This is a genomic window from Clostridium sp. AN503, from assembly GCF_040719375.1.
In the GTDB taxonomy this organism is placed as follows: Bacteria; Bacillota; Clostridia; order Lachnospirales; family Lachnospiraceae; genus Brotaphodocola.
Map to the genome: position 1 here is coordinate 2550996 of NZ_JBFDTP010000002.1, position 20933 is coordinate 2571928.

General features: G+C 47.2%; 10 protein-coding genes. 1 reads left to right on the forward strand and 9 read right to left on the reverse strand.

The window, feature by feature from the left end:
* Window positions 1-2 precede the first annotated feature (2 nt).
* The 7 genes from AB1I67_RS19275 to AB1I67_RS19305 all read right to left on the reverse strand — a co-directional run bounded on the left by AB1I67_RS19275 (window position 3) and on the right by AB1I67_RS19305 (window position 5928).
* Window positions 3-629, reverse strand: coding sequence for a hypothetical protein (locus AB1I67_RS19275; protein ID WP_367031749.1), 627 nt, complete (start codon window positions 627-629; stop codon window positions 3-5).
* Window positions 626-2116 carry a hypothetical protein gene (locus tag AB1I67_RS19280; RefSeq protein ID WP_367031750.1) on the reverse strand — a complete coding sequence of 497 codons (1491 nt, stop codon included), beginning with the start codon at window positions 2114-2116 and terminating at the stop codon, window positions 626-628. Before AB1I67_RS19280 ends, AB1I67_RS19275 begins: the two co-directional genes overlap by 4 nt.
* A 13-nt stretch (window positions 2117-2129) precedes the next feature.
* Window positions 2130-3335 (reverse strand): type II secretion system F family protein, encoded by a 1206-nt coding sequence (locus tag AB1I67_RS19285; RefSeq protein ID WP_367031751.1) that lies wholly within the window; start codon window positions 3333-3335, stop codon window positions 2130-2132.
* Window positions 3336-3399: 64 nt separating this feature from the next.
* Window positions 3400-4170, reverse strand: coding sequence for a prepilin peptidase (locus tag AB1I67_RS19290; RefSeq protein ID WP_367031752.1), 771 nt, complete (start codon window positions 4168-4170; stop codon window positions 3400-3402).
* 104 nt (window positions 4171-4274) lie between these two features.
* Window positions 4275-4682 (reverse strand): hypothetical protein, encoded by a 408-nt coding sequence (locus AB1I67_RS19295; protein WP_367031753.1) that lies wholly within the window; start codon window positions 4680-4682, stop codon window positions 4275-4277.
* A gap of 71 nt (window positions 4683-4753) precedes the next feature.
* On the reverse strand, window positions 4754-5191 hold the full coding sequence (locus AB1I67_RS19300) for a type II secretion system protein (protein ID WP_367031755.1): 438 nt from the start codon (window positions 5189-5191) through the stop codon (window positions 4754-4756).
* 251 nt (window positions 5192-5442) lie between these two features.
* A complete protein-coding gene (locus AB1I67_RS19305; RefSeq protein ID WP_367032665.1) occupies window positions 5443-5928 on the reverse strand; it encodes a type II secretion system protein in 486 nt (161 codons plus the stop codon).
* Window positions 5929-6606: 678 nt separating this feature from the next.
* Here AB1I67_RS19305 and AB1I67_RS19310 point away from each other — a divergent pair.
* The gene (locus AB1I67_RS19310; RefSeq protein ID WP_367031756.1) at window positions 6607-6837 is read left to right on the forward strand and encodes a hypothetical protein; all 231 of its coding nucleotides are present in this window, start codon (window positions 6607-6609) and stop codon (window positions 6835-6837) included.
* Window positions 6838-7110: 273 nt separating this feature from the next.
* On the opposite strand, the gene AB1I67_RS19315 is transcribed toward AB1I67_RS19310, so the two are convergent.
* Together AB1I67_RS19315 and AB1I67_RS19320 are read right to left on the reverse strand one after the other, a co-directional pair.
* Complete coding sequence (locus AB1I67_RS19315) at window positions 7111-19422, reverse strand: doubled motif LPXTG anchor domain-containing protein (protein WP_367031758.1); 12312 nt, start codon at window positions 19420-19422, stop codon at window positions 7111-7113.
* 130 nt (window positions 19423-19552) lie between these two features.
* Window positions 19553-20821, reverse strand: a complete 1269-nt coding sequence (locus AB1I67_RS19320) for a BTAD domain-containing putative transcriptional regulator (protein ID WP_367031759.1) — start codon at window positions 20819-20821, stop codon at window positions 19553-19555.
* Between the last annotated feature and the right edge of the window lie 112 nt (window positions 20822-20933).

Below are 20933 nucleotides of genomic sequence, written 5' to 3' on the forward strand. Positions count from 1 at the left end.
TCTTAATCCTTCCTGCTCATCAGCACTTCCAGCCCCAGGCTCAGGATATCATACCGCTCCGACATTCCGGTGAGCTCATCCGTGGTCCGCCTGTCGCTGCTCCAACTGATATGTGTAACGCGGACGCCCGGCGTATCCAGGGCAAGATCATCGATCAAGCCATCCATAGCCGCCATAGAACCTGCCACTTCCATGGTCACGGAAGCGACCCACACGCCGTCCTTTTTGTCCGGATTGCTCCCGTCGTCGTTAGAACGCCCATAACCGGCCACATTGGCGGATTCTTCCGGCATTGTGATCTGAAGCTTTCTGGCTGACAACCCGTGGAGCATGGTCTTTTCCGTCAGAAGGCGATCGATCTCCTGGCTCTTCAATCTGGGATAGAGATCCTGCTGTATCGTCTCAAGCTGCCCTAAGCGGGACTCATTTTCACTGCGGACCGTGGGCAGGTACAGTTCCTTCTCCTCAATCTCGGCTATCCGTATCTCATTGTCCTCAATCTGATCCTTCATGGCCGCATTGGCCGTATAGAGGGGCATAAAGACCATGACAACATACAACGCCAGTACGCAGAACACTCCCAGGCCCATAAGCAGCTTTTTATCCCGTTCCGTCATCTTGGTCGTCATGGGGTCACCTCCTCAAGTCCATTCTCCGGCGGGGTGAGATATCCCTTCACCGACGCCTTCCACAAACCGCTCTTCTCATCAAACTGGAACCCATCGTAGAAAACAGCCTGAAACAGATCTGTCCTCGCCTCCAGGCGGTCCACAAACTGGTGGGCGCCCTCTGCGTTTCCAGAGGATGCGCTGATGGAAACAGTACCGGTAGCCAGGTCGACATCCGTGACGTCAGCAGACGCAACTCCCGCCGCGCACTCCAGTATGGCCTGTTTCACCTGGCTTGTATAGACAGGATAGCTGTTTAGGTTTTCAACGGTCTTTGTGATCACGCCGATGCGGGAATCCAGCATCGCATTCTCACCGACCAGGCGGTCGTACTCCGCGGCCCGCTCGATGACCATCTGGTTGTCAAGATAGTCAAACTGCCGGTTCACTACCTCCGTGCGGGCAAACCACAGGGCTGCCTGAGCAACGCCTATCCCTCCCAGCAGAAATGCCGCAAGCGCCACAGGAATCACATACCGCAGCAGCTCCCTGTGCCGCCGCACGGTCTCCCGGTCCTGGCTATATTGGTAGAATAAATTGCTCTTTCCCCTGGGAGCCAAAAGCCCGCCCATCATCATGATAAAATTCTCAAACCAGACATGTCCGTCCGCCTGGAACCGGACAGCGCCGTCCTGCTCTTCATAGAGCTTCTCTACGTCCAGGCTGTCATCCATCTGCTGGATGCTCTCCCGGCAGATCTCCACATCTTCATCCTGAAATTCCCCGCCCAGATACACGTGGGTCATGACCTCATCCACCTGCTGGGTCTTTAAAAACTGCTGCATATTGCTGATGCTTCTGGCACATTCTATGCCAAATGCAGGAGTCCCGCGCTCACCGAATATACGGCTGGAATTGTATTGGAAATAAGCTCCGTTCACATAAAGGATATTGGTCAGGCTCATGCCGTCCAGCCCCTGGATGATACAGGTCTTTCCCTTTATGTAGGACAGGCAGTCCACGCTCATGATCTCTGCTACTGCCGACGAGACAACGGAATTAAGCTTAATGCCCATGTTCTTGAAGCGCTGCAGATGCGGCTCCAAATAGCTGCGGTCTATCATCGTGGCAGCCAGATTCACCATAGACCCTTCCTGTCCCAGCACCACATAGCCAAATGCCGGATCCTTGCGTTCCTCCGCAGTGGCAAATTCCCTGGGCAGATGGTCCATCAGCTTCCGGTGGGACATTTTGGGTACCTGAAGCACACGGTTCACTGCCTGGGAACTTCCAAGCACCAGGACCACATCCTTTCTGGGCAGTTCATTTTCCTCCCAGAATTCCGATAAAAACGAATCAAAAGCTTCCTCGTTAATGACCTGTCCATTGATGATGCTGCCGTCCGGCGCCTGGGCACGGCACGCCCGGGTAACCGTCATCCTGCCGTTTTTGCCGGTGCCGACTACCGCTTTTACATCTCTGTTTGACAGAAATATCACTGTACTCACGCCTATTGTCCTCCTAATTATACGCAGATGTCTCAATCGCAGAGTAGGATGCGTAGATCGGCATCATCACCGCAATCATAATGAATCCGACAATCAGAGCCATTAAAATGATCATTGCCGGTTCTAAATATGTCACCATTTTATTGATCGCCAGCTCAGACTCGTATTCCAGATCCTCCGCTGTAGAATTCAGCATCACATCCAGGCTTCCGGTCTCTTCACCGACCCTGACCGCAAATGCCAGCTTTTTGATAAATCCGTCCAGAGGCTCTATGGCCTCACTTAAATTCCCGCCGCCCCGGACAACCGGGATCGCCGTATCGAACTGCTTCTCGATATAGGTATTGCCAATGGAGCTTTTTGCAATCTGCATAGCCGTCACGATCGGAATACCGGCGCTGTAAAGAGAGCTTAAGGCCCGCGCAAACCGCGCCGTATAGATGACCTTCCACAGCTTGCCGATCAAAGGCATATGGATCAGCATTTTATCCAATGCGAGCCGCACTGCAACAATACTGCATATGGAACGGATCACGATCAATCCCGCGGCAATCCCAAAGATCACCACATACCAGTATTTACTCGTAAATCCGGTTATGGCATAAAGGATCCTCGTGGGCAGCGGCAGTTCATCCATCAGGCTGAACAGGGATTCAAACTGCGGCAGCACATATCCGATCAGGATCGCAACCACAACGACGATCAAAAATCCAAGAAACTTCGGGTAAGTCATGGAGCTTTTGATCTTGGAATTCAGCCGGTGCTGCTTGGAATACTGCTCCGCAAGCCGGTTAGCCGTCAGATCCATATTCCCCGCCGCCTCCGACGCCCGGAACATATTGATCATCATAGCCGGAAATACGCCGTCCATGGATTCCATCGCATCGGAAAGCGCAACGCCCTGCCGGATCAGACGAAGAAGCTCCGCGTACACCGCCCGTTCACGTGGACGGATACTTTCATTCTGCGCGATCATACCAAGCGCCCTCACAAGGGAGACACCGGCTGACAGAAGGGTTCCCATCTCCCGGCAGAAATCCGCCAGGGACTGGGTTTTTAACGGCCGCGTATTCTTCCTGGCTGTGACTTCTTTTGCTGAAACAAGATATTTCTCTTCGCTCTTCAGTTTTTCATAAAGCTCATTTTCATCTGCTGCCGTCATCACACCTTTGACATCCCTGCCCCTGGTATTGGTAGCGCGGTATTTATATTTCGGCAATGGCGTTCCCCCCCCCTGTCAGTTCCTTTTTGATCCTATTTTGCAGTTTCTGCCCTGCGTCTCCTTACAGGCCGCACAAGCCCAGATACCACGCAGTCAGCTGTCCACCCCAGAAGATGGACACAAACATACCCAGACAGAGAAACGGACCAAAAGCAAAGTGTTCCTTCCGTCCTTTTTTACCAGTTGAAAGCAGGTATATCCCATATATGCCCCCGGTCAGCACCGCCAGAAACAGGGAAACCAGATTCAGCTTCCACCCCAGCAGCAGGCCGCAGACACCCATCAGCTTGATATCGCCTCCCCCAAACGCCCCAGGCACCGCCAGGGTAATGAGGGTAAGAGGCAGGCTGACAGACAATACGCCGATCAGCCGTTCCGCCAGGGATACCCCCGGCAATGTCACGATGGAAACAAGTGCAATGATCAGGATCGCAAGAACAAATCCATTGGGTATTTCCATCGTATCTATATCCACAAAAGCAACCACCGTAAGCATCCCGAGGAATGCAAAAATGGTAAAAGCTGCCAGATTTATGCCTATTTTAAAAACGCACAAAAGGGCTATACAGCCCCCAAACAATTCAATCCATGTATAGCGGGAAGACACCCTGCCCCCGCAATATCTGCACCGCCCCTTCAGGGACAGCCAGCTAAACACCGGTATCATATCCAGCCCCGACAGCCGGTGGTCACAGTCAGGACAGTGGGAACAGCCTTTCACAAAAGACATCCCCTTCGGCACGCGGTAAATCACCACGTTGAGGAATGAAAATATGCTGGCGCCGAACAGCCAGATCAGTGCTGCTAAAGTTAGTTCTGCAATCTGTAGCATATGGGATATTTCCTTTTTCTTATGGCTATTTTTCTTATGGCTATTCTTCTTATAGCGATTCTTCTTGAAGCTTTCTTCTCAGTCATGCAGGGAATCCGGCAGCATCATTCTGCCGCCGGTGCCTCTGCCTGTGCCGACCAGTCAGGCTGGGCCGCCTTGCGGAACTGGTAATACAGCTTCCAGCAGTTGCCTTCCTGATCGTCATAGTTGTAAATCACTACCACTTTTTCTTTTATGTAGATGAAGCTTCGTGGCGCACGCCGCGCCGCATCCCAGGAGCTTAAGACAAGTTCGCCTTCGGCTCCGCTCAAATCTGCAACCTCCTCCGCTACGCCCTCGGCCAGGCCGTCGGGGGTGAGCGGGTCGTAGATTCGTTGGTCCCTGCCGTAGTATTCGGTCGCCAGGAGACGGAGGGCGAATTCGGCGTTTTTGGCCTCGGAGAGGGTGTGGCGGGTGAGGATGGTGAAAACACATACATAACTCCATCCCTCCACCAAAACCATTACTATCAATATCGTAATAACTAACCTCACCCTTTTCAACATTAATTGCTCCATTTCAAACTGAAAGTAACAATATTTTACTATTTTCCTATAGTGATTTCTTCCATATCTCCCTGTTTATATACTACCTTTGTAACCACACCATCAGCAGCAGTTATAGTTGCAGTATATGTATCCGTAACTGCTGCTAACGTTGCAATTTCTTCCGCAACAGAATCTGCCGTATTTCCACTATTTTTAACTTCAAAACCTGTACCAAAAACATCCGCAAATGTATCACCCGTTTCACCGGACGCTTCTGCGTATTTTTCAGATGCAATTGTTTGTGCCGCTAAGTATACCGTTCTTCCATTAATAGCTGCTTGTTTTTCCTTTGCTTTATCTATCCATCCAATTAATGCAGGAACCATTATCGCTGCCAAAATTGCCAGAATTACCAACACCACAATCAACTCAACCAACGTAAAGCCCTTCTTGGACTCCTGTTTTGCCCACAACTTCCTCATGAACTTGTTCATACTAAATAATTCCTTTCACCATATAATTCGCTTATACTTTTTGATTTTTAGTTCCAACTCGATTAAATAAAATGCTCAATATATACTATTAAACGTTTTAATTAAATCACTATTGATTGATTTATAGAACAAAAATCAGGTGAAAGGAAATTTAATTTCAGTTCAAGTTAAAGTATTATGGGTTTAAACAGTGATAAAAATCTAGTTCAATTTTCATTTTTACCACTTCATTTTTCCATAAATACCACAAGCTAATTAAACGTCCAACCTGCTGTTGGAGTGTATGTTGCTGCGATTCCATTTGATGTATACTTAAATTCTGTAATGACCGCCTTATCACTCCAAGTTATAGAACAGAGTGTTGTCTTATCTTCCCAGCCGTCTCCGCAAATTTCATCAATATAATTCTGAAGATTATAAGTATCTGCATCCCCGGTAGCCGATGTACCTTTATAAGTATTATGGCCTCCAGTAAATGTATCTGCATTCGCATACGCCTCATATAGCCCTGATTGTGCTGCCAGTTCTACATTTCTGGCTTCCAACTGCACCTGTCTTTGTTTTGCTCTATCAATCCATCCACTCATTGCCGGTATCATGATCGCGGCAAGTATTGCCAGAATCACCAGCACTACAATCAGCTCTACAAGTGTAAAGCCTTTTCGGGAGTTATGTTTCAGCCCCCCCCCCTGATTTGTTTCATCATTTTCTTCATTCTTATTACCTCTCTTTTTGATTTTCCATTGCTTCGGATTGCTTCGCTTACCGCCGGCCTGGGCGGTAGCCTGGTTTTTCCTCGCGCCGGATCATAATGGTTCGTCCATGGCTATGTAGTTGTCACTTCCATGGGGTGCTTCGCAGTTTGACTTCGCCGGGCCGGATGATGGACTTTGTGTGGAATACAACGGGATTTGCCTTATTGGGATTAGTCTGATTAACAGACTTGATTCTGCTTCGCAGAATCGACGTTTGGCCTTATCACGTTTCTTATCCGCAGTACACCTCAATTCCGCTTCGCTCCATGCCCTATGTGCACATTCGCATCAGGCTCGGAAAACTGTGCCAAATGTTCAATACGCAGGTCACGGACTTCGCCCTATGTGAACATGTGCATAGAAGATGGCTTTTGTGCAAGCACAACGCCATCTTCTATGCACATGTTCACGCACTGCTCACTGCTATCGTGGCTATTATATCACATACCTGTAATTTCCGTCAAATTTTTAGCTGCATTTAACCTTGTTTTCCATAAATTGTAACTATATTTTTCTATTTGTGCATTTTTTGCGTAATTTAGGGTTTTTGAGGTTCTTTTGACTCTGTGATATTATTGCCAGTTAATTTCATTTTAGAATCCTTTGCACGATTGTGACGCTACCATGCCCACGGCGGACGACCGGGTTTAGGCGGCGGAGGTGGGCCGGGTGGCCTGCCATGTCCAGGTGGACGCCCAGGTCCCGGAGGCGGTGGGGGCGGCGGTCCAGGTGGTCCCCATGGCGGTGGACCGTCGGGCCGGGGCGGTGGCCCCCATGGCGGCGGCTGTGGACGATGAGGTCTGGGTGGAATCCATGGTTTTGACGGTCTGCCGCAATTACTGCACCATGGACATATCTGGCATCTCGCCCAGTCGGCGAGTGAATGATTGATTGGATTAGACATATTCAGGCATATCCCTTTTCTTTCAGGATATGCCCGTAATCATAAAATGTTATCTTTTTCATTCATTTCTTGGGGACACCGCTGATAACGTCGGATACCATCGGTCCACAACCGTGTAATGATGTTCCCATTCTGCAATATCTGTAGCAAGATTTATAATGGATCCTGCCTGGCTATATTTATCTTTAAACATTTTATCCACTGAAAAAGCGCCCAGGACAAAAGTCCCAGGCACTCTTTCTTGTTCTGTACGGAAACGATCAGTTATCGTCTTCCTTCTTTCTTGTTGTTACTGCAAATGCTGCCAGCATCATACTGGACAAAAGCAGTATCAAACCATTCGCACCGGTTCTTCCGGTCTTTGGCAATGCACCTAGGGGTACATCTTCATCCTCGATCACAACAGTCGAATTGGACATGTTATCAATCGGCAGAGATGCTAATGGCACATCTTCCGGAAGAATAGTTGTGGTTGTTTCTCCAGGACCGCCGGAAGGCGTTGAGCCGTTATCGTTTGGTCCGGAGGAGTCTCCACCGCCGCCACCGCCACCACCACCGCCATTTGCGGTGCTTGTAGCGATTGCTCCGGTGTCTCCCCGTTCTTCTTCCGTTCCTATTGCTGCTACTGCAATGTTTGTAAAGCTCTTATTTCTAACATCATCTCTGGTCACCTTGTATGCTGCATTAAGCACTACCGACTCCCCTGTTCTGAGAGATGCTATGGTTGCTGAGCCGTCTGCATTAAGCGTATAACCATCTTTGGCTATCAGCATTGTTCCGGACAAAATATCGGTAACTTTGATATTTTCCAGAGTCTGGTTCCCGGTATTGGTTACGGTAATGTCAAACAGGGCGTCCTCTCCAATCCTAAATGATCCTCTGGACGGAAGATTCGTCACTGCCTTGGTTACCGTCCAGTTGCGCTCCGCATCAACTTTAGGTATATCAGGCGTCTCGCCTTCTTCTGTCTTCGATCCACCAGGTGTTGTAAATTCTGCTACAGCTATATTGGTGAAATGCTCTTTCCGCAAGTCTGCTTCGCTTACCTTGTAAGTGACTTTTATGATGATAGTTTCTCCGGCAGCTAAATGCTGAACCGTGGCGTAACCATTTTCTACATCGTAACCCGCGCCAGGCTGGATCTCTGCTCCATTCAACTGATCAATCACTCGGAAATAAGTGACCGCCGTGGTTCCGGTATTGGTGACTTTAATATCAAAGTTCACCGTATCATCCTTCTGGAACAGTCCGCCTTCGGCAGTCCCTGCATTTGTCACAGACTTTTCAACCTTCAGGCCAGTGGTCGGAATCGGATCCGTACTGCCTTCGCCTTCAGTTTCTGTGGATTTAACCACCGCTGTATTCTTAAACTCAGGATTGCCGACATCAGTTGCCTTTACTACATATCTGGCCGCCACATTCACCTCTGTCTGCGGATCCATGGTTTCAATTACTGCGGTATTTGCATCTACCGTGTAGCCCTCGCCTGGGAGGATCTCTGCATCTGCAAGCTGATCTTCCACTGTGATGTTATTCAATGTGGTATTTCCTGCATTGGTGACTTTGATGTTAAAGCGGATCTCATCACCTTCTGCAAAGCCCAATCCTGGTGCCGGAGCATTGGTTATGGTCTTTGTAACCTCCAGCAGATCCTGCCAGATGGTAAATGCCGCCGGAATGACTGTGATATTGTAGTTTGCATTTACCTCGCTCTTGTCATCTACGAGAACCTGTATAACATCGCCGTAAACGCCAAACTTCTCACCGTCTTCTGTTCCTGCATTTGTACGCGCTAACGTGTATGCCAGATTATCGCCTGGAACTACGTTGTCGTCTATCACTGCGGTAAATGCCGGATCGGCTGCACCAGCGAATTTCTCTGCTGGCTGGGCTGTGATGGTGACATCGCGTTTTTCAATATCCAGTTTTCCAGGTACATAAGTAATTGTTGTGTAGTTCTTTGTTACATCATTGCCATTTTCGTCTACAAGCTTCAGTTCACTCGGTACTAATTTATTCTCATAAGTGCCGGCATTGGTTTCCTCTCCGGTTATGGTGATTCCGCCAAGGCTGTGATTGGAAAGCTGACCGATTATGGACGCGGGGGCTCCTTCTGTTAATTTCCCGTGTGGGGCGCCGTCGTAGATGTATTTGGCATCGTTGGCAGTTACTATCACTTCGGTTTCGACAGGATTGATCTTCAGCCAGCCGTCTACATATGTGATGCTGTAGTTCGCTGTGATATCTTCTCCTGTGGTTTCATTTGTGATTCTGAAATCAGCGTCTGTAAGGCCCATCATATATGGGGTATCGCTTGCGTCCGTTCCTACTGCTTTGGCCTCTTTACCTTCCGCAACAGATGCCGTGGCAGTAGGATTGGTCAACGTTATTGGTGTGAATCCTTCGGCGTATTGCTCTGAGCCATTGTAAATCACCTCATTGGTTGCGCCAGTAAGATTTATCTGCTGTGGAGTTACTTCGATCATTGCCGTCACCGGCTCTGTCGTCTCATAGCCCTCTTTGCTGGCTCTTACCTGGACGGTCTGATTTCCTACATTGGTCTGGCTCGGTTCTTCAGTACTCCAATCAGCTTCCCCTACCTTATACTCGATGGTTGCATCTGCGATACTGGCTCCAATATCGGTCAGCTTATATGCTGTCCCATTATATACGCCGCCACCATTTGATGCTCCTACGGTCAAATCAGTTTTATTGATATTTACAGTCAATATACCCTCATTCGGAATAACATTGTAATTATCCGGGTTCGCTCCTTCCGAATATGTTACTTCTATGGTGTTCTTACTATTTCCAACCTCGGTCTGGCTTCCTGTTGCCGAAAAACTTGCCTCGTTATTGACAAACTCAAGACTGCCTTCTGCATACCCTGCGGTCGCATTCGTCAGCGGAGTGCCATCATATGGCTTCTCTCCTCCTCCGGACTCCAAAGTGACATCCCTCTGACCTATAATCACTGCCGCAGTTCCCGTACTCGGCTCATATCCGGTTCGCGTTGCCTGGAAACCTATAGTATACGTTCCCGCATCTATGTACATTGGGCTCGTCTCTAAAGTGTAGTTTCCTTCTGCATCCCGGTAACGTACAGTCGCATCTGCTATACTAGCTTTCGCTTCCACCCCATATGCATTTCCACTATAGGTCTCCGTCACATCTTTCGCAGACACCGTCAAGTCCGCTTTGTTAATATTTACAGTCAGTACACCTTCATTCCGAGTTACATTGTAATTGGCCGGGTTCGCTCCTTTCACATAAGTCACTTCTATGATATTTTTGCTATTCCCTACTTCGGTCTGGCTCCCTGTCGCAGTAAAGTTTGCTTCGCCATTTACAAATTCCGGGCTATTTTTCACGTAACCAACAGTCGCATTCGTCAGCGGAGTGCCATCGTACGGCTTTTCTCCGCCTCCAGACTCCAGTGACACTGCTCTCTTATTTATGATTACTGCCGCAGTTCCCGTACTTGGCTCATATCCGGTTCGCATTGCCTGGAAACCAATCATATAGGTTCCTGCATCTTTGTATAACGGGCTCGTCTCCAAGGTGTAATTTCCTTCTGCATCCTGGTAACGTATGATCGCATCTGCCACGTTTGCCGTTGCTTCTACCCCATATGAGTTTCCGTCATAGGTTTCTATCACATCTTTTGCAGACACCGTCAGGCCCGTTTTATTAACGTTTACAATCAGCGAACCTTCTTTCAGAATCACATCATAATTCTCCGGATTTGAGTTCTCTGCATAGGTCACTTTTATAACGTTATCGCTGTGCCCTACCTCGGTCTGACTTCCTGCCGCCGCAAATTTTGCCTCATTATTTACAAACTCCAGGCTGCCTTCCTCATACCCTACCTGTTCATTCGTCAGCGGAGTACCGTCATATGGCTTTACTCCACCTCCAGACTTCAGGGTTACTTTCCTCTTGCTTATGGTTATTGCCGCAGTTCCCGTACTTGACTCATATCCGGTCCGCGTTGCCTGGAAACCAATCATGTAGGTTCCTGCATCTTTATATACCGGGCTCGTCTCTAAGGTATAATTCCCTTCTGCATCCTGGTAACGTATGGTCGCATCTGCTATACTTGCCTTTGCTTCCACCCCATATTCGTTTCCATTATAGGTTTCCGTCACATCTTTCGCAGACACCGTCAAGCCCGCTTTGTTTATGTTTACAGTCAGTGTACCCTCGTTCCGAGACACATTATAGTTATCCGGCTTTGATCCTTCTATATAAGTCACTTCGATCGTGTTCTTACTGTAACCCACATCAGTCTGGCTTCCTACTGCTTTAAATTCCACCTCGCCTTTTACGAACTCCAGGCTGTCTTTCATGTAACCTACTGATGCATTTGTCAGCGGAGTGCCATCATACGGCTTCTCTCCGTCTCCAGACTCTAAAACAACATTCCTCCGACTTATCGTTACAGTCGCAGTTCCCGTTGCTGGCTTATATCCGTCCTTAACTGCCTGGAATTCTATCCTGTAGGTCCCAGCATCTTTGTATAACGGACTCCTCTCTAAGGTATAATTCCCCTCTGCATCCCGGTAACGTACGGTCGCATCTGCTATACTTGCCTTTGCTTCTACTCCGTATGAGTTTCCGTCATAGATTTTAGCCACATTGTTTGCGAGCACAGTCAGACCTGTTTCATTGAGTGTTACAGTCAATGTACCCTCGTTTCGAACTACATTATAGTTATTCGGATTTGCTCCTTCTGTATAAGTCACTTCGATCGTGTTCTTACTGTAACCTACCTCAGTCTGGCTTCCTGCTGCTTTGAAGCTTGCTTCGCCTTTTACAAACTCCAAACTGTCTTTCATATAGCCCACTGCTGTATTTGTCAACGGAGTGCCATCATACGGCTTCTCTCCGTCTCCAGACTCTAAAACAACATTTCTCTGACTTATCGTTACAGTCGCAGTTCCCGTCGCTGGCTTATATCCGTCCTTAACTGCCTGGAATTCTATCCTGTAGGTCCCAGCATCTTTGTATAACGGACTCTTCTCTAAGGTATAGTTCCCCTCTGCATCCCGGTAACGTACGGTCGCATCTGCTACATTTGCCTTTGCTTCTACTCCGTATGAGTTTCCGTCATAGATTTTAGCCACATTGTTTGCGAGCACAGTCAGACCTGTTTCATTGAGTGTTACAGTCAGTGTACCCTCGTTTCGGGCTACGTTATAGTTATCCGGTTTTGCTCCTTCTGTATAAGTCACTTCGATCGTGTTCTTACTGTAACCTACCTCAGTCTGGCTTCCTGCTGCTTTGAAGCTTGCTTCGCCTTTTACGAACTCCAGGCTGTCTTTTGTGTAACCTGCTTCCGCATTCGTCAGTGGGGTACCGTCATATGGCTTTTCTGCACCACCGGATACAAGCGAGACATCCCTCCTATTTATAGTCACAATTGCAGTTCCCACACTTGGCTTATACCCATTCCGCACAGCCTGGAAGCCTACGGTGTAAGTCCCTGCATCTTTGTATAATGGACTCTTTCCCAACGTATACCTGCCATCATCGTCCTGATACAGAATTACCGCATCTGCAATATTGGCTACCGCTTTTATTCCGTATGAGGTTCCGTCATAAATCACAATTACATCATTCGCTGACACAGTAAGGCCTGTTTCATTGCGGTTTACAGTCAGTATTCCCTCGTTTCGAGACACATTATAGTTGTTTTCGTTCACGCCTTCGGCATAGGTCACTTTGATGGTATTGTTGCTGTTGCCTACCTCGGTCTGACTTCCTGTCGCTGCAAAACTCGCTTCACCTTTTACAAACTCAAGACTGTCTTCTGCATATCCTACTGTTTGATTCGTCAGTGGAGTACCATCATACGGTTTCTCTCCGCCACCAGATTCCAACGACACTGTTCTCTTGCTTATTGTTACAGTTGCACGTCCCGTACTTGGCTCATATCCGGTCCGCGTTGCCTGGAAACCCACAATATAAGTCCCTGCATCTTTAAATAACGGACTCGTCTCTAAGGTATAGTTTCCATTTACATCCTGGTAACGTATAGCCGCATCCACAAGGCTTGCCTTTGCTTCCACTCCATATCCGTTTCCGTCATAGATCTTCGTCACATCGTCTGCCGACACAGTCAGGCCTGTTGTGTTGGTGAATACGCTTAGGGTACCTTCGTTCACACTTACATTGTAGTTGTCCGGGTTCGCACCTTCCGCATATGTCACCTCTATGGTGTTCTTGCTATCTCCCACCTCGGTCTGGCTTCCTGTCGCCAAAAAACTCGCCTCGTTATTGACAAATTCAAGACTACCTTTTGCATATCCTACTGTTTGATTCGTCAATGGGATGCCATCATACGGCTTCTCTCCACCGCCAGATTCCAGGATCACCCTTCTCTGCTTAATTGTAAACGGATCTGTCGCATTGATCTCTGCACAATTGTCCGTTGCCGCCCAAGTTGCCTTCACAACATAGTTGCCTGCCTGCGTTGGTTTCTCTGCCGCATAAGTATTGTCGTCTTCACCAGCTTTTTTGTAAGTATAAGTCGGAAGTGCATAATCACCTCCATTTACACTCGCAGTCACCTCGCTGGCAATTTCACCATAAGTCCAGTCATCAAGATTCACCATTCCGGTAAATGCCTCTACAGGTGCCTGCGAAATTTCCAGACTGCCTGCAGTTTCGGTGACAATATAATTCTCTGTCACATCCTTATGATCAGCTGTCAGAATTTTCACGCTGCCAGTAAACGCTCCCTTATAAGTTCCCACATTTGTACCGCTAATCCGGTAGCTGTAGTCCTCCTCATTTACTGACTGCCCTATTACAAGTCCACTGTTTTTCGTTCCATTAAAACGTTCTACGGTATAATCAGTTTTTGTATAGGCAGTCCCTGTATATGGTTGTTTTTCCTGCCATCCGGTGCCTGTTATCAATATCGGCCGTCTGGTGATTACCAGCTTCTGTTCACCGGTCACATAACCGTCATAGTTCTTGCCGGATGCACGTACCTGGATCGTCATATCCACCGCATCTGTTATTGTAATGCTGGTGTTATCGGTCGTCCATTTTATACCATCCACACTATACTCTATCAATACAGTTCCGCCATGAATATCCGTTGCGCTCGCCGCTGCTGCTTCCAGTGGCTGACCATCATATACTTTTCCTGCGTTAACCGTCGTCAACTGTATGTTACCTTTAATATCGCCTTCAACGATTGTAAGGGATCCGGACGCTGTTGTGATCGTATAGTTATCTGTCACATTCTTTTGCCCATCCATGATGACTGCAGTCCCCGTAAAGGCACCTGTATAAGTGTCTACATCCGTTCCACTCAATCGGTAGTTCAGCCCGCCCAGATCATGTCCTGCAACCAAACCACGATCCTCAGCTTCACTGAACTGCTCCACTGTATAGCCGCTTGTAGTATAAGCGTTTCCAGTATACGGCTGTATATCTGTCCACCCATCTCCTGTTATGGATACTGGGCGTTTGCTGATAATCAGGCTCTGTGTTCCCTTTGCATAGCCAGTATAGTTCTTTCCGCTCGCACGTACCTGGATCGTCATCTCTGCCACATCTTCTACCGCAATATCCGCAGCATTCTCCGTCCAACTCCTGCCGTCTGTACTATACTCTACTTTTACATCTTCACCATTTATATCTTCCGCGCTTGCAATCCCAGGCATCAGGGGCTGACCATCATATACTTTTCTTACATCTCTCGTTTCCAGAGTAATATTGGATCCGATGTCAGATTTATTAATAATCAGACCACCATCAACAACATTTATATGAATGATCAAAAATTCATCACTTGACGCTTCAAAATCAGATGGCGCCAGGTTCATCGGATAACTACCCGCATTCGTTTGAGTGACACTCGCTTTATTTGCAGAAGCTGAAACCAACTTTATCTGTACACGGGGATCACTGACGTCAAATCCTTCTACCGTATGTGGCTGCCCATTGTAATCTACAGTCGTCTTATGGCCTGTCACTGTTATTGTGATTTCCTTTGGAATCCACTTTGCATACAAATCTTTATCGCCGGTAGTGTACTTTTCGAGATTGGTGACTTTTTGAGTATACGCTTCATCACTATACCATCCATCAAATGTGTACGCCTTTCTGGTCGCATCCCCATACTGGAATTGATCCAGATAATTGTATGAATTTCGATTGGAGTGAATGGCATCTTCAACATTATGGTATGTGATCGTATATTCAATCAAATCGAAATATAGTTTGATCTCGCTTACCCCGGTGCCTGTCGTCACTTCTACTTCACGATTAGATTTTCCAGGATTAAATGCATAGCCGGTCCTTTCTGCCACATTTTGAAAATATCCAACTGTCGTATGAATCGGCGCCATCCCTGATATCAACGGCTCATCAGCTGCTTCATAACTTCCATCCGCCTGTTCAAAATATGTATATACAGCATACGGTGCATACTCTGCTATCTCAGGAGATACCCAGACTGCTTCCAGTTCTATGGATTTCCGATCTGCTGTCCCAGTTTCTTTCGCATATTTTATTACATCCTCCAGATTTATCACATCACCGGGAGCATAAACCCTATCGTTATCACCAAGCTTCCAGCCCTGGAAAATTTTGCCCTCCGTAAACGGAATCTGATTTGAGATATAGATCAGCTTATTATCTACAATATTATAAGCTTTCAAATCTTTTGGCAGATTCCCTGTTTCTGTTTCACTGGAATTATAAGCAATGTTATAAGTCTGCAGGTGTGCCCTGACTGTTAAGAACACCAATTTCACTTTGTTAAAGTTATCATTTGTGACAGAGAAATATTTTTTACCATCCTCTCCTTCGGTAATTTGAGGATAGACAGGTGCACCATTGGGTCCCAGAGTATACTGAACCTCGGCATTATCATATCCCAGCTGCAATTCATAGCGGAATTCCAGTGTATTTCTGTTGTAATTCCCCAAAGGCCCACTCACTGTAACAGTATCCCACCCTGGCTTATTATTTTTGTCAAGGGTCTCAAGGCCAACACCAATTATAGTTTCTGGCATAACTTCTGGCCATGTACTTCCACGGAAATTCCCTCTTGTCACCCTAATATCTTCATATGCATTCGTTACTGTGATGGTATACGTATATCTGGGATTGGAGTTTGTTTTTGTTTTTTTAGTCAGTTCAATCTTAACTGCCGTACCTGTCTTTAAGGTCGTTTCCGCTTTCGCCCCTACATCAAAAGTCTTCGGAACTCTGATGTCCTCTCCGTTGATCTGAAAGGAATCCATGCGCCAGTCAGAATCTTTTTGTGTTGTTACACTAAACCAGAACGGCTCGCCTGCTTTATATGACGTCTTGTTATCAGGATCTCCAATAGAAGGCGTAGGCTTATTATTCTCGTCATATGTATTCCAATCTGCGTTATGCCAGTTCTTCAGGTTTTTATCAACAACCCAATAATCATACGTAGCTACTTTTGTATAAGTCACTATAACCAGGATTGCATTACTGCCACTTTTAGGTTTTGCCTGAGTTGGGGTAACCTCATAGATCCCATCGCTGTTTTTGCTCTCACTGATTGAATATCCGTTGACCGTCACATCAACCCTGTATCCTCGTGCAACGCCAACCAGCAAGCTAAATCCCTTCCCTTCATCCACCTTTTCCGGGCACTGCAGAATCTTATTGGATGATTCTGAGACTGCTCCTTTCACCTCTGCATTGATCCGATAAGACTCGATGTGAGTCCTGTAATATAATTTGATCGCATCATTCTCGCCAAGTTTTACAGCCGGTACATCCGCAATGGTCTCGCCCTCACCAACATAACTCCAATATATGGTCCCATAATATACCTGGGCATAGTTAGCCGGGCTAGCCCCTACCTTTGCCTCTACAAAATCCAATCCATCTATCACATGGCTGTTTTCATTGATCGTTCCCTGCGGGATAAATACCTTTTCTATTAATTGATTATCTTTATAAATTGATACAGGTACTGTATCAGCAGCTTTATACCAGAAGTACAACGTATCCTCTATGGGCGTTTCCCTCCCCATGCTGTCAAGTCCTACAAGCGTATCAGAGATCATTTTTATCTGTTTGATCTCTATGCTGCCCGGATCACTTGCCAGTGTTGCCCTGTCAAAGTTGTAACTTGTTCCTTCTACAGTAATAAGCGCTTCTACAAAAGATGTCACTGGTACTGCATCTTCCCCCAGTCCAAACTCCAACAGATTTGTTCCGGCTTCCAGTTCTCTTCCCTCACTGTCTACCAGATGTACATTCAGCGTTTTTCTGGTAAGTTCCTTCAAAAATGTAACTGTATAAACGGAGAAATGCGTAGCCTCAATCTCCACCTTATCCAAATCAAAATTCCCGCTGACATCAAAGGTTTCTTTTCCATCCGCCTCTACTTCTATGTTGTCGGCAGATACCTGATTTAGCACAGCTATCTCTTCCGTTCCTCCCAGGGCTGCCTCAACAGTCTTCGTCGGTGTCTCCAGAGTTGCCACCTGGATCTGATCGGCTTCTCTGCTGGCTTCCCTGATCCTCTGACCGGAAAACTCAACCGTTACGAAGTTTTCTCCCCCCTGGGACCATGTGTTGTTAAGCTTCTTGCCATCCAGCATCAGGTTGATATCATAAGCCAGTACAGAGGTTACCATCTTCGGAGTGTTTTCTGCTGCAGAATCGTTTTCAACCTTTTCTTTTACGGCATCTGCCAGTTCTGCCGTCACCTCAGTCACTTCAAGTTTTGTTCCCTCTGGAATGATTCCTTCATCTGCATGGACGGTGATGATAACGCCATCACTTGACACGTATGGCTCCGGACTGAATTCCGGATGGTCCATGCCATCCATCTCTTCCAAAGAAGCTACAATCTCTAAATCTTCCTCCACAGCTTCTACTACATATACATATTCATACTGTGACAAATCAGAAGCGCTGGCAATATCCGCCGTCTCTATTACTTCCAGCTCTGCTCCGTTCGCGGTCACACCCGTCAACTCATATCCAACCTGCGGGTTCACCCCAAAATACAGGTCCTCACCCTCCATAACCGTATACGCACCAACAATGTCAGCCGATCCAACCGGATCTACGGAATAATCCACATGGTATGTACCTTCAACCTCCTCAGCGCCCTTTAAATCTTCCAGCGCCACACGGTAAGCCCTCGCGTTGGCCGAGTCCCAGATAGTAACAGTATTGAATGCCTTACCTTTTAGATCTCCAAAAAGCTGGATGGTGCCGTTGATATCGTCTTCCAGAAGCTGTCCGTCCTCCTCAGAAATGGGGGGGGCACTCGTGTTTACATCGTCGCTGGCATCCGGAGTTATGGTATCGTTGGACGCATTTCCATCTGACGGCGCACCAGTCTCGTCTTTCACTGTATTATCGGTGAGAGTCTCATCTGCTGCTGAACTTTCTTCTGCTGCGCTGCTTTCTTTAGACGGCTCTGTGGTCTCCTCGATTGCTTCAGAGCTTTCCTCAGCCGGTGCAGAAGTTTCCTCTGTGATCTCAGCTTTGGTTTCTTCCTCAGAAGCTTCTGTAGCCGCCTCGGTCTCCGGCTCTGTTGTGGGGATCTCTTCTACGACTGCTTTGTCTTCTGCCTCCGGGGTCTCCTCCTCATCAATAATCTCGGAAGTTGCCACGCGGAATACTTTATGATTGGAAATGCCCAACAGCTCTCCATCCATTGCATCGTCCGGCTCATCTGCTTCTGTCTCAGAAGCTGCCTCAGTCTCCGCCTCTGTTTCTGTCTCAGGAACTGCTTCTGTGGTTTTTTCGATTTCAGGAGCTGAATCGGTTTCTGCCTCTGTGGAAGCCTCAGTCTCAGATGCCGCTCCAGTCTCTGCCTCAGACGCCTTATCTGCTTCCGTCACATCTTCCGTCTCAGAATCCGCCTCGGAAGATTGATCTGTATTCTCATCTGCCGCATTATTTTCCCCAGAAATCTCAGTATCTTTCTCCGGCACGCTGTCAGTCTCGTCAGATACACCGCTCTCAGTTTCCGTGGGTTTTACAACCTCACCAGTAACCTTCTTGGTCTCATCGTCAATCATTGTCGTATCGCTGTAGTCTTCTGCGAAGGACAGATCCTCCTCGTCAGTATCTACATTAGCAGTATTAGGATTCACCGTAATGCGGGCGGTCTCGTATCCGTCAACGTTTGCACGGAAGGTCATGACCATGTCGCTCTCGTTTACGAACAGGAATACCACATCTTCCGTTCCTGCATTATAAAATACGGATAGACTGGTGTCTTCCGCCGCATATCTGTCGTCGACCTCCACATCCAGTTCATAAACAGCCCCCTGCTTGCCTCCTATCAATTTCTGGTAGGACGTCAGAAGACTTTTGGATTTGGCCTTCATGCTCAGGGATGCAAAGTCAAAAACATCTCCGCTGTCAACCGCATCTTCGATTGCCTCCCTTATATCATCACCGCTCAACAAAAACAGTGAGTTCTCCTCTTCACCTGCTGCAAAAGCAATGGTCAGATTCGTTCCAACATTCGTAAATGTCATGGCTACGATCAGCATAAATGCTATCGCACGTCTGTAATTCTTACGCAGTTTACTCCACATACCATGTTCTCCTTTTCCCAAAATTATCATAAAATGACAAAGTGGTCATACTCATCCATTGTTATTTACACTATACTCCATCAACCGTTATGCCAGGCGTTACTTTATTTGTTTTTTCTAAAAATTTTCTCTATTTTTGAAACCCCAAATCCCATTCTTTTACATTGGCGTTTTCAAGTCTGCGAATGTCTTCATCTGCAATCTGAATGGCCGGACAGAAACTGTCACAAATCATGACTTTTTTTCGTCGGTTCAGTCTGCGAAAATTGCTCTGGATCCGTTCCTTTGCAACTTGACAGCCTTCCTCATTTGTCCCTGTCATCAGCATCAAAAACTGATTCTTTCCATAACAACTGTAAAGGTCCGCCCTGCGCACCGCATTCCGGATCGATGTCTCCAAAACCTGCCTGGTATCCGTCAAAAGCTCCGGGTCCTCCAACGGCACCCCGTCTTTATCTACAATAGTAAACAACGTCAGATATGCAGATATACCGTGCCGCTCCAGCACCCACACCAGATAGCGATATATATCTACAAATGTCAGATAATCGCAGCGGGTCGCTCCATACACCTCTGTTTCTGGCTGAAGATGATGGTAAATATCTTCGATACTGTTCACCTCAAACTGTATACCATTACGAATGGCCCGGTAACGTCTTACCATATCGTCTGACGGCAGGATCCCAAACTCCTGTGCATTGTGCTGCGCTATCTGTTCGTAATACTCCAGCGCCTTTTTGTACTCTCCCAGAGCAGTCAGACTATCCAGCTTTACAAGCTGCCACTCTTCATACGGGAATTTTTTCAGCGTATATTCACAGCAGTTCAATATCTCCCGATACCTCCCCTGAGCCCGCAAAAGACTGATCAACTCCCGCAGGCATTTAAAGAAAAGCTCCTGATATTTCCAATTTGCCGCTGCCACCCAGTCATCGCCTGTCAATAACGGCAGAAATTCTCCACTATAGGAGCGGCATGCTTCTCCTAAAAGTTTCCTTCTCAGTTCCACATCCTTTTCGCCCAGCGCATCAGTCGCATACCGCTGGAACGCCTCCACGTCCAGTTCTATCTCGATACTCTCTGTGGCCCAACGATATATACCGCTTTTTGTTGATATGTATTCGCATTTTGGCAAACCTGCTGCCGCCAGGTCCTTCCTGAGACGATAAATAGTTGCCCGCAGGGAATTGGATGCCTGTTCTGTATCGCAGTCCGCATAGAGCTGCTCCAGCAGCCGCTCACGCCTGACGCCTGAGTCCCCTGCATAGATCAGGATCAATAAAAGATGCAGCGTCTTACTTCCCAGATTCTTGCCCTGCAAGATCGGTTTTCCCTGCCACATCATCTTAAATCCACCCAGCATCTGAACTTTTAAAGTATTATCATCTTCTTCTGGCATTTCCTCAGATTCCTTCCCCGTTTGCATTTTCTGTCTATTTTTAAGAACTTAATACTCTTGTACTTTATAGGTGTATCTTATGTTTCTATCATACTATATAAGAGTTACATTG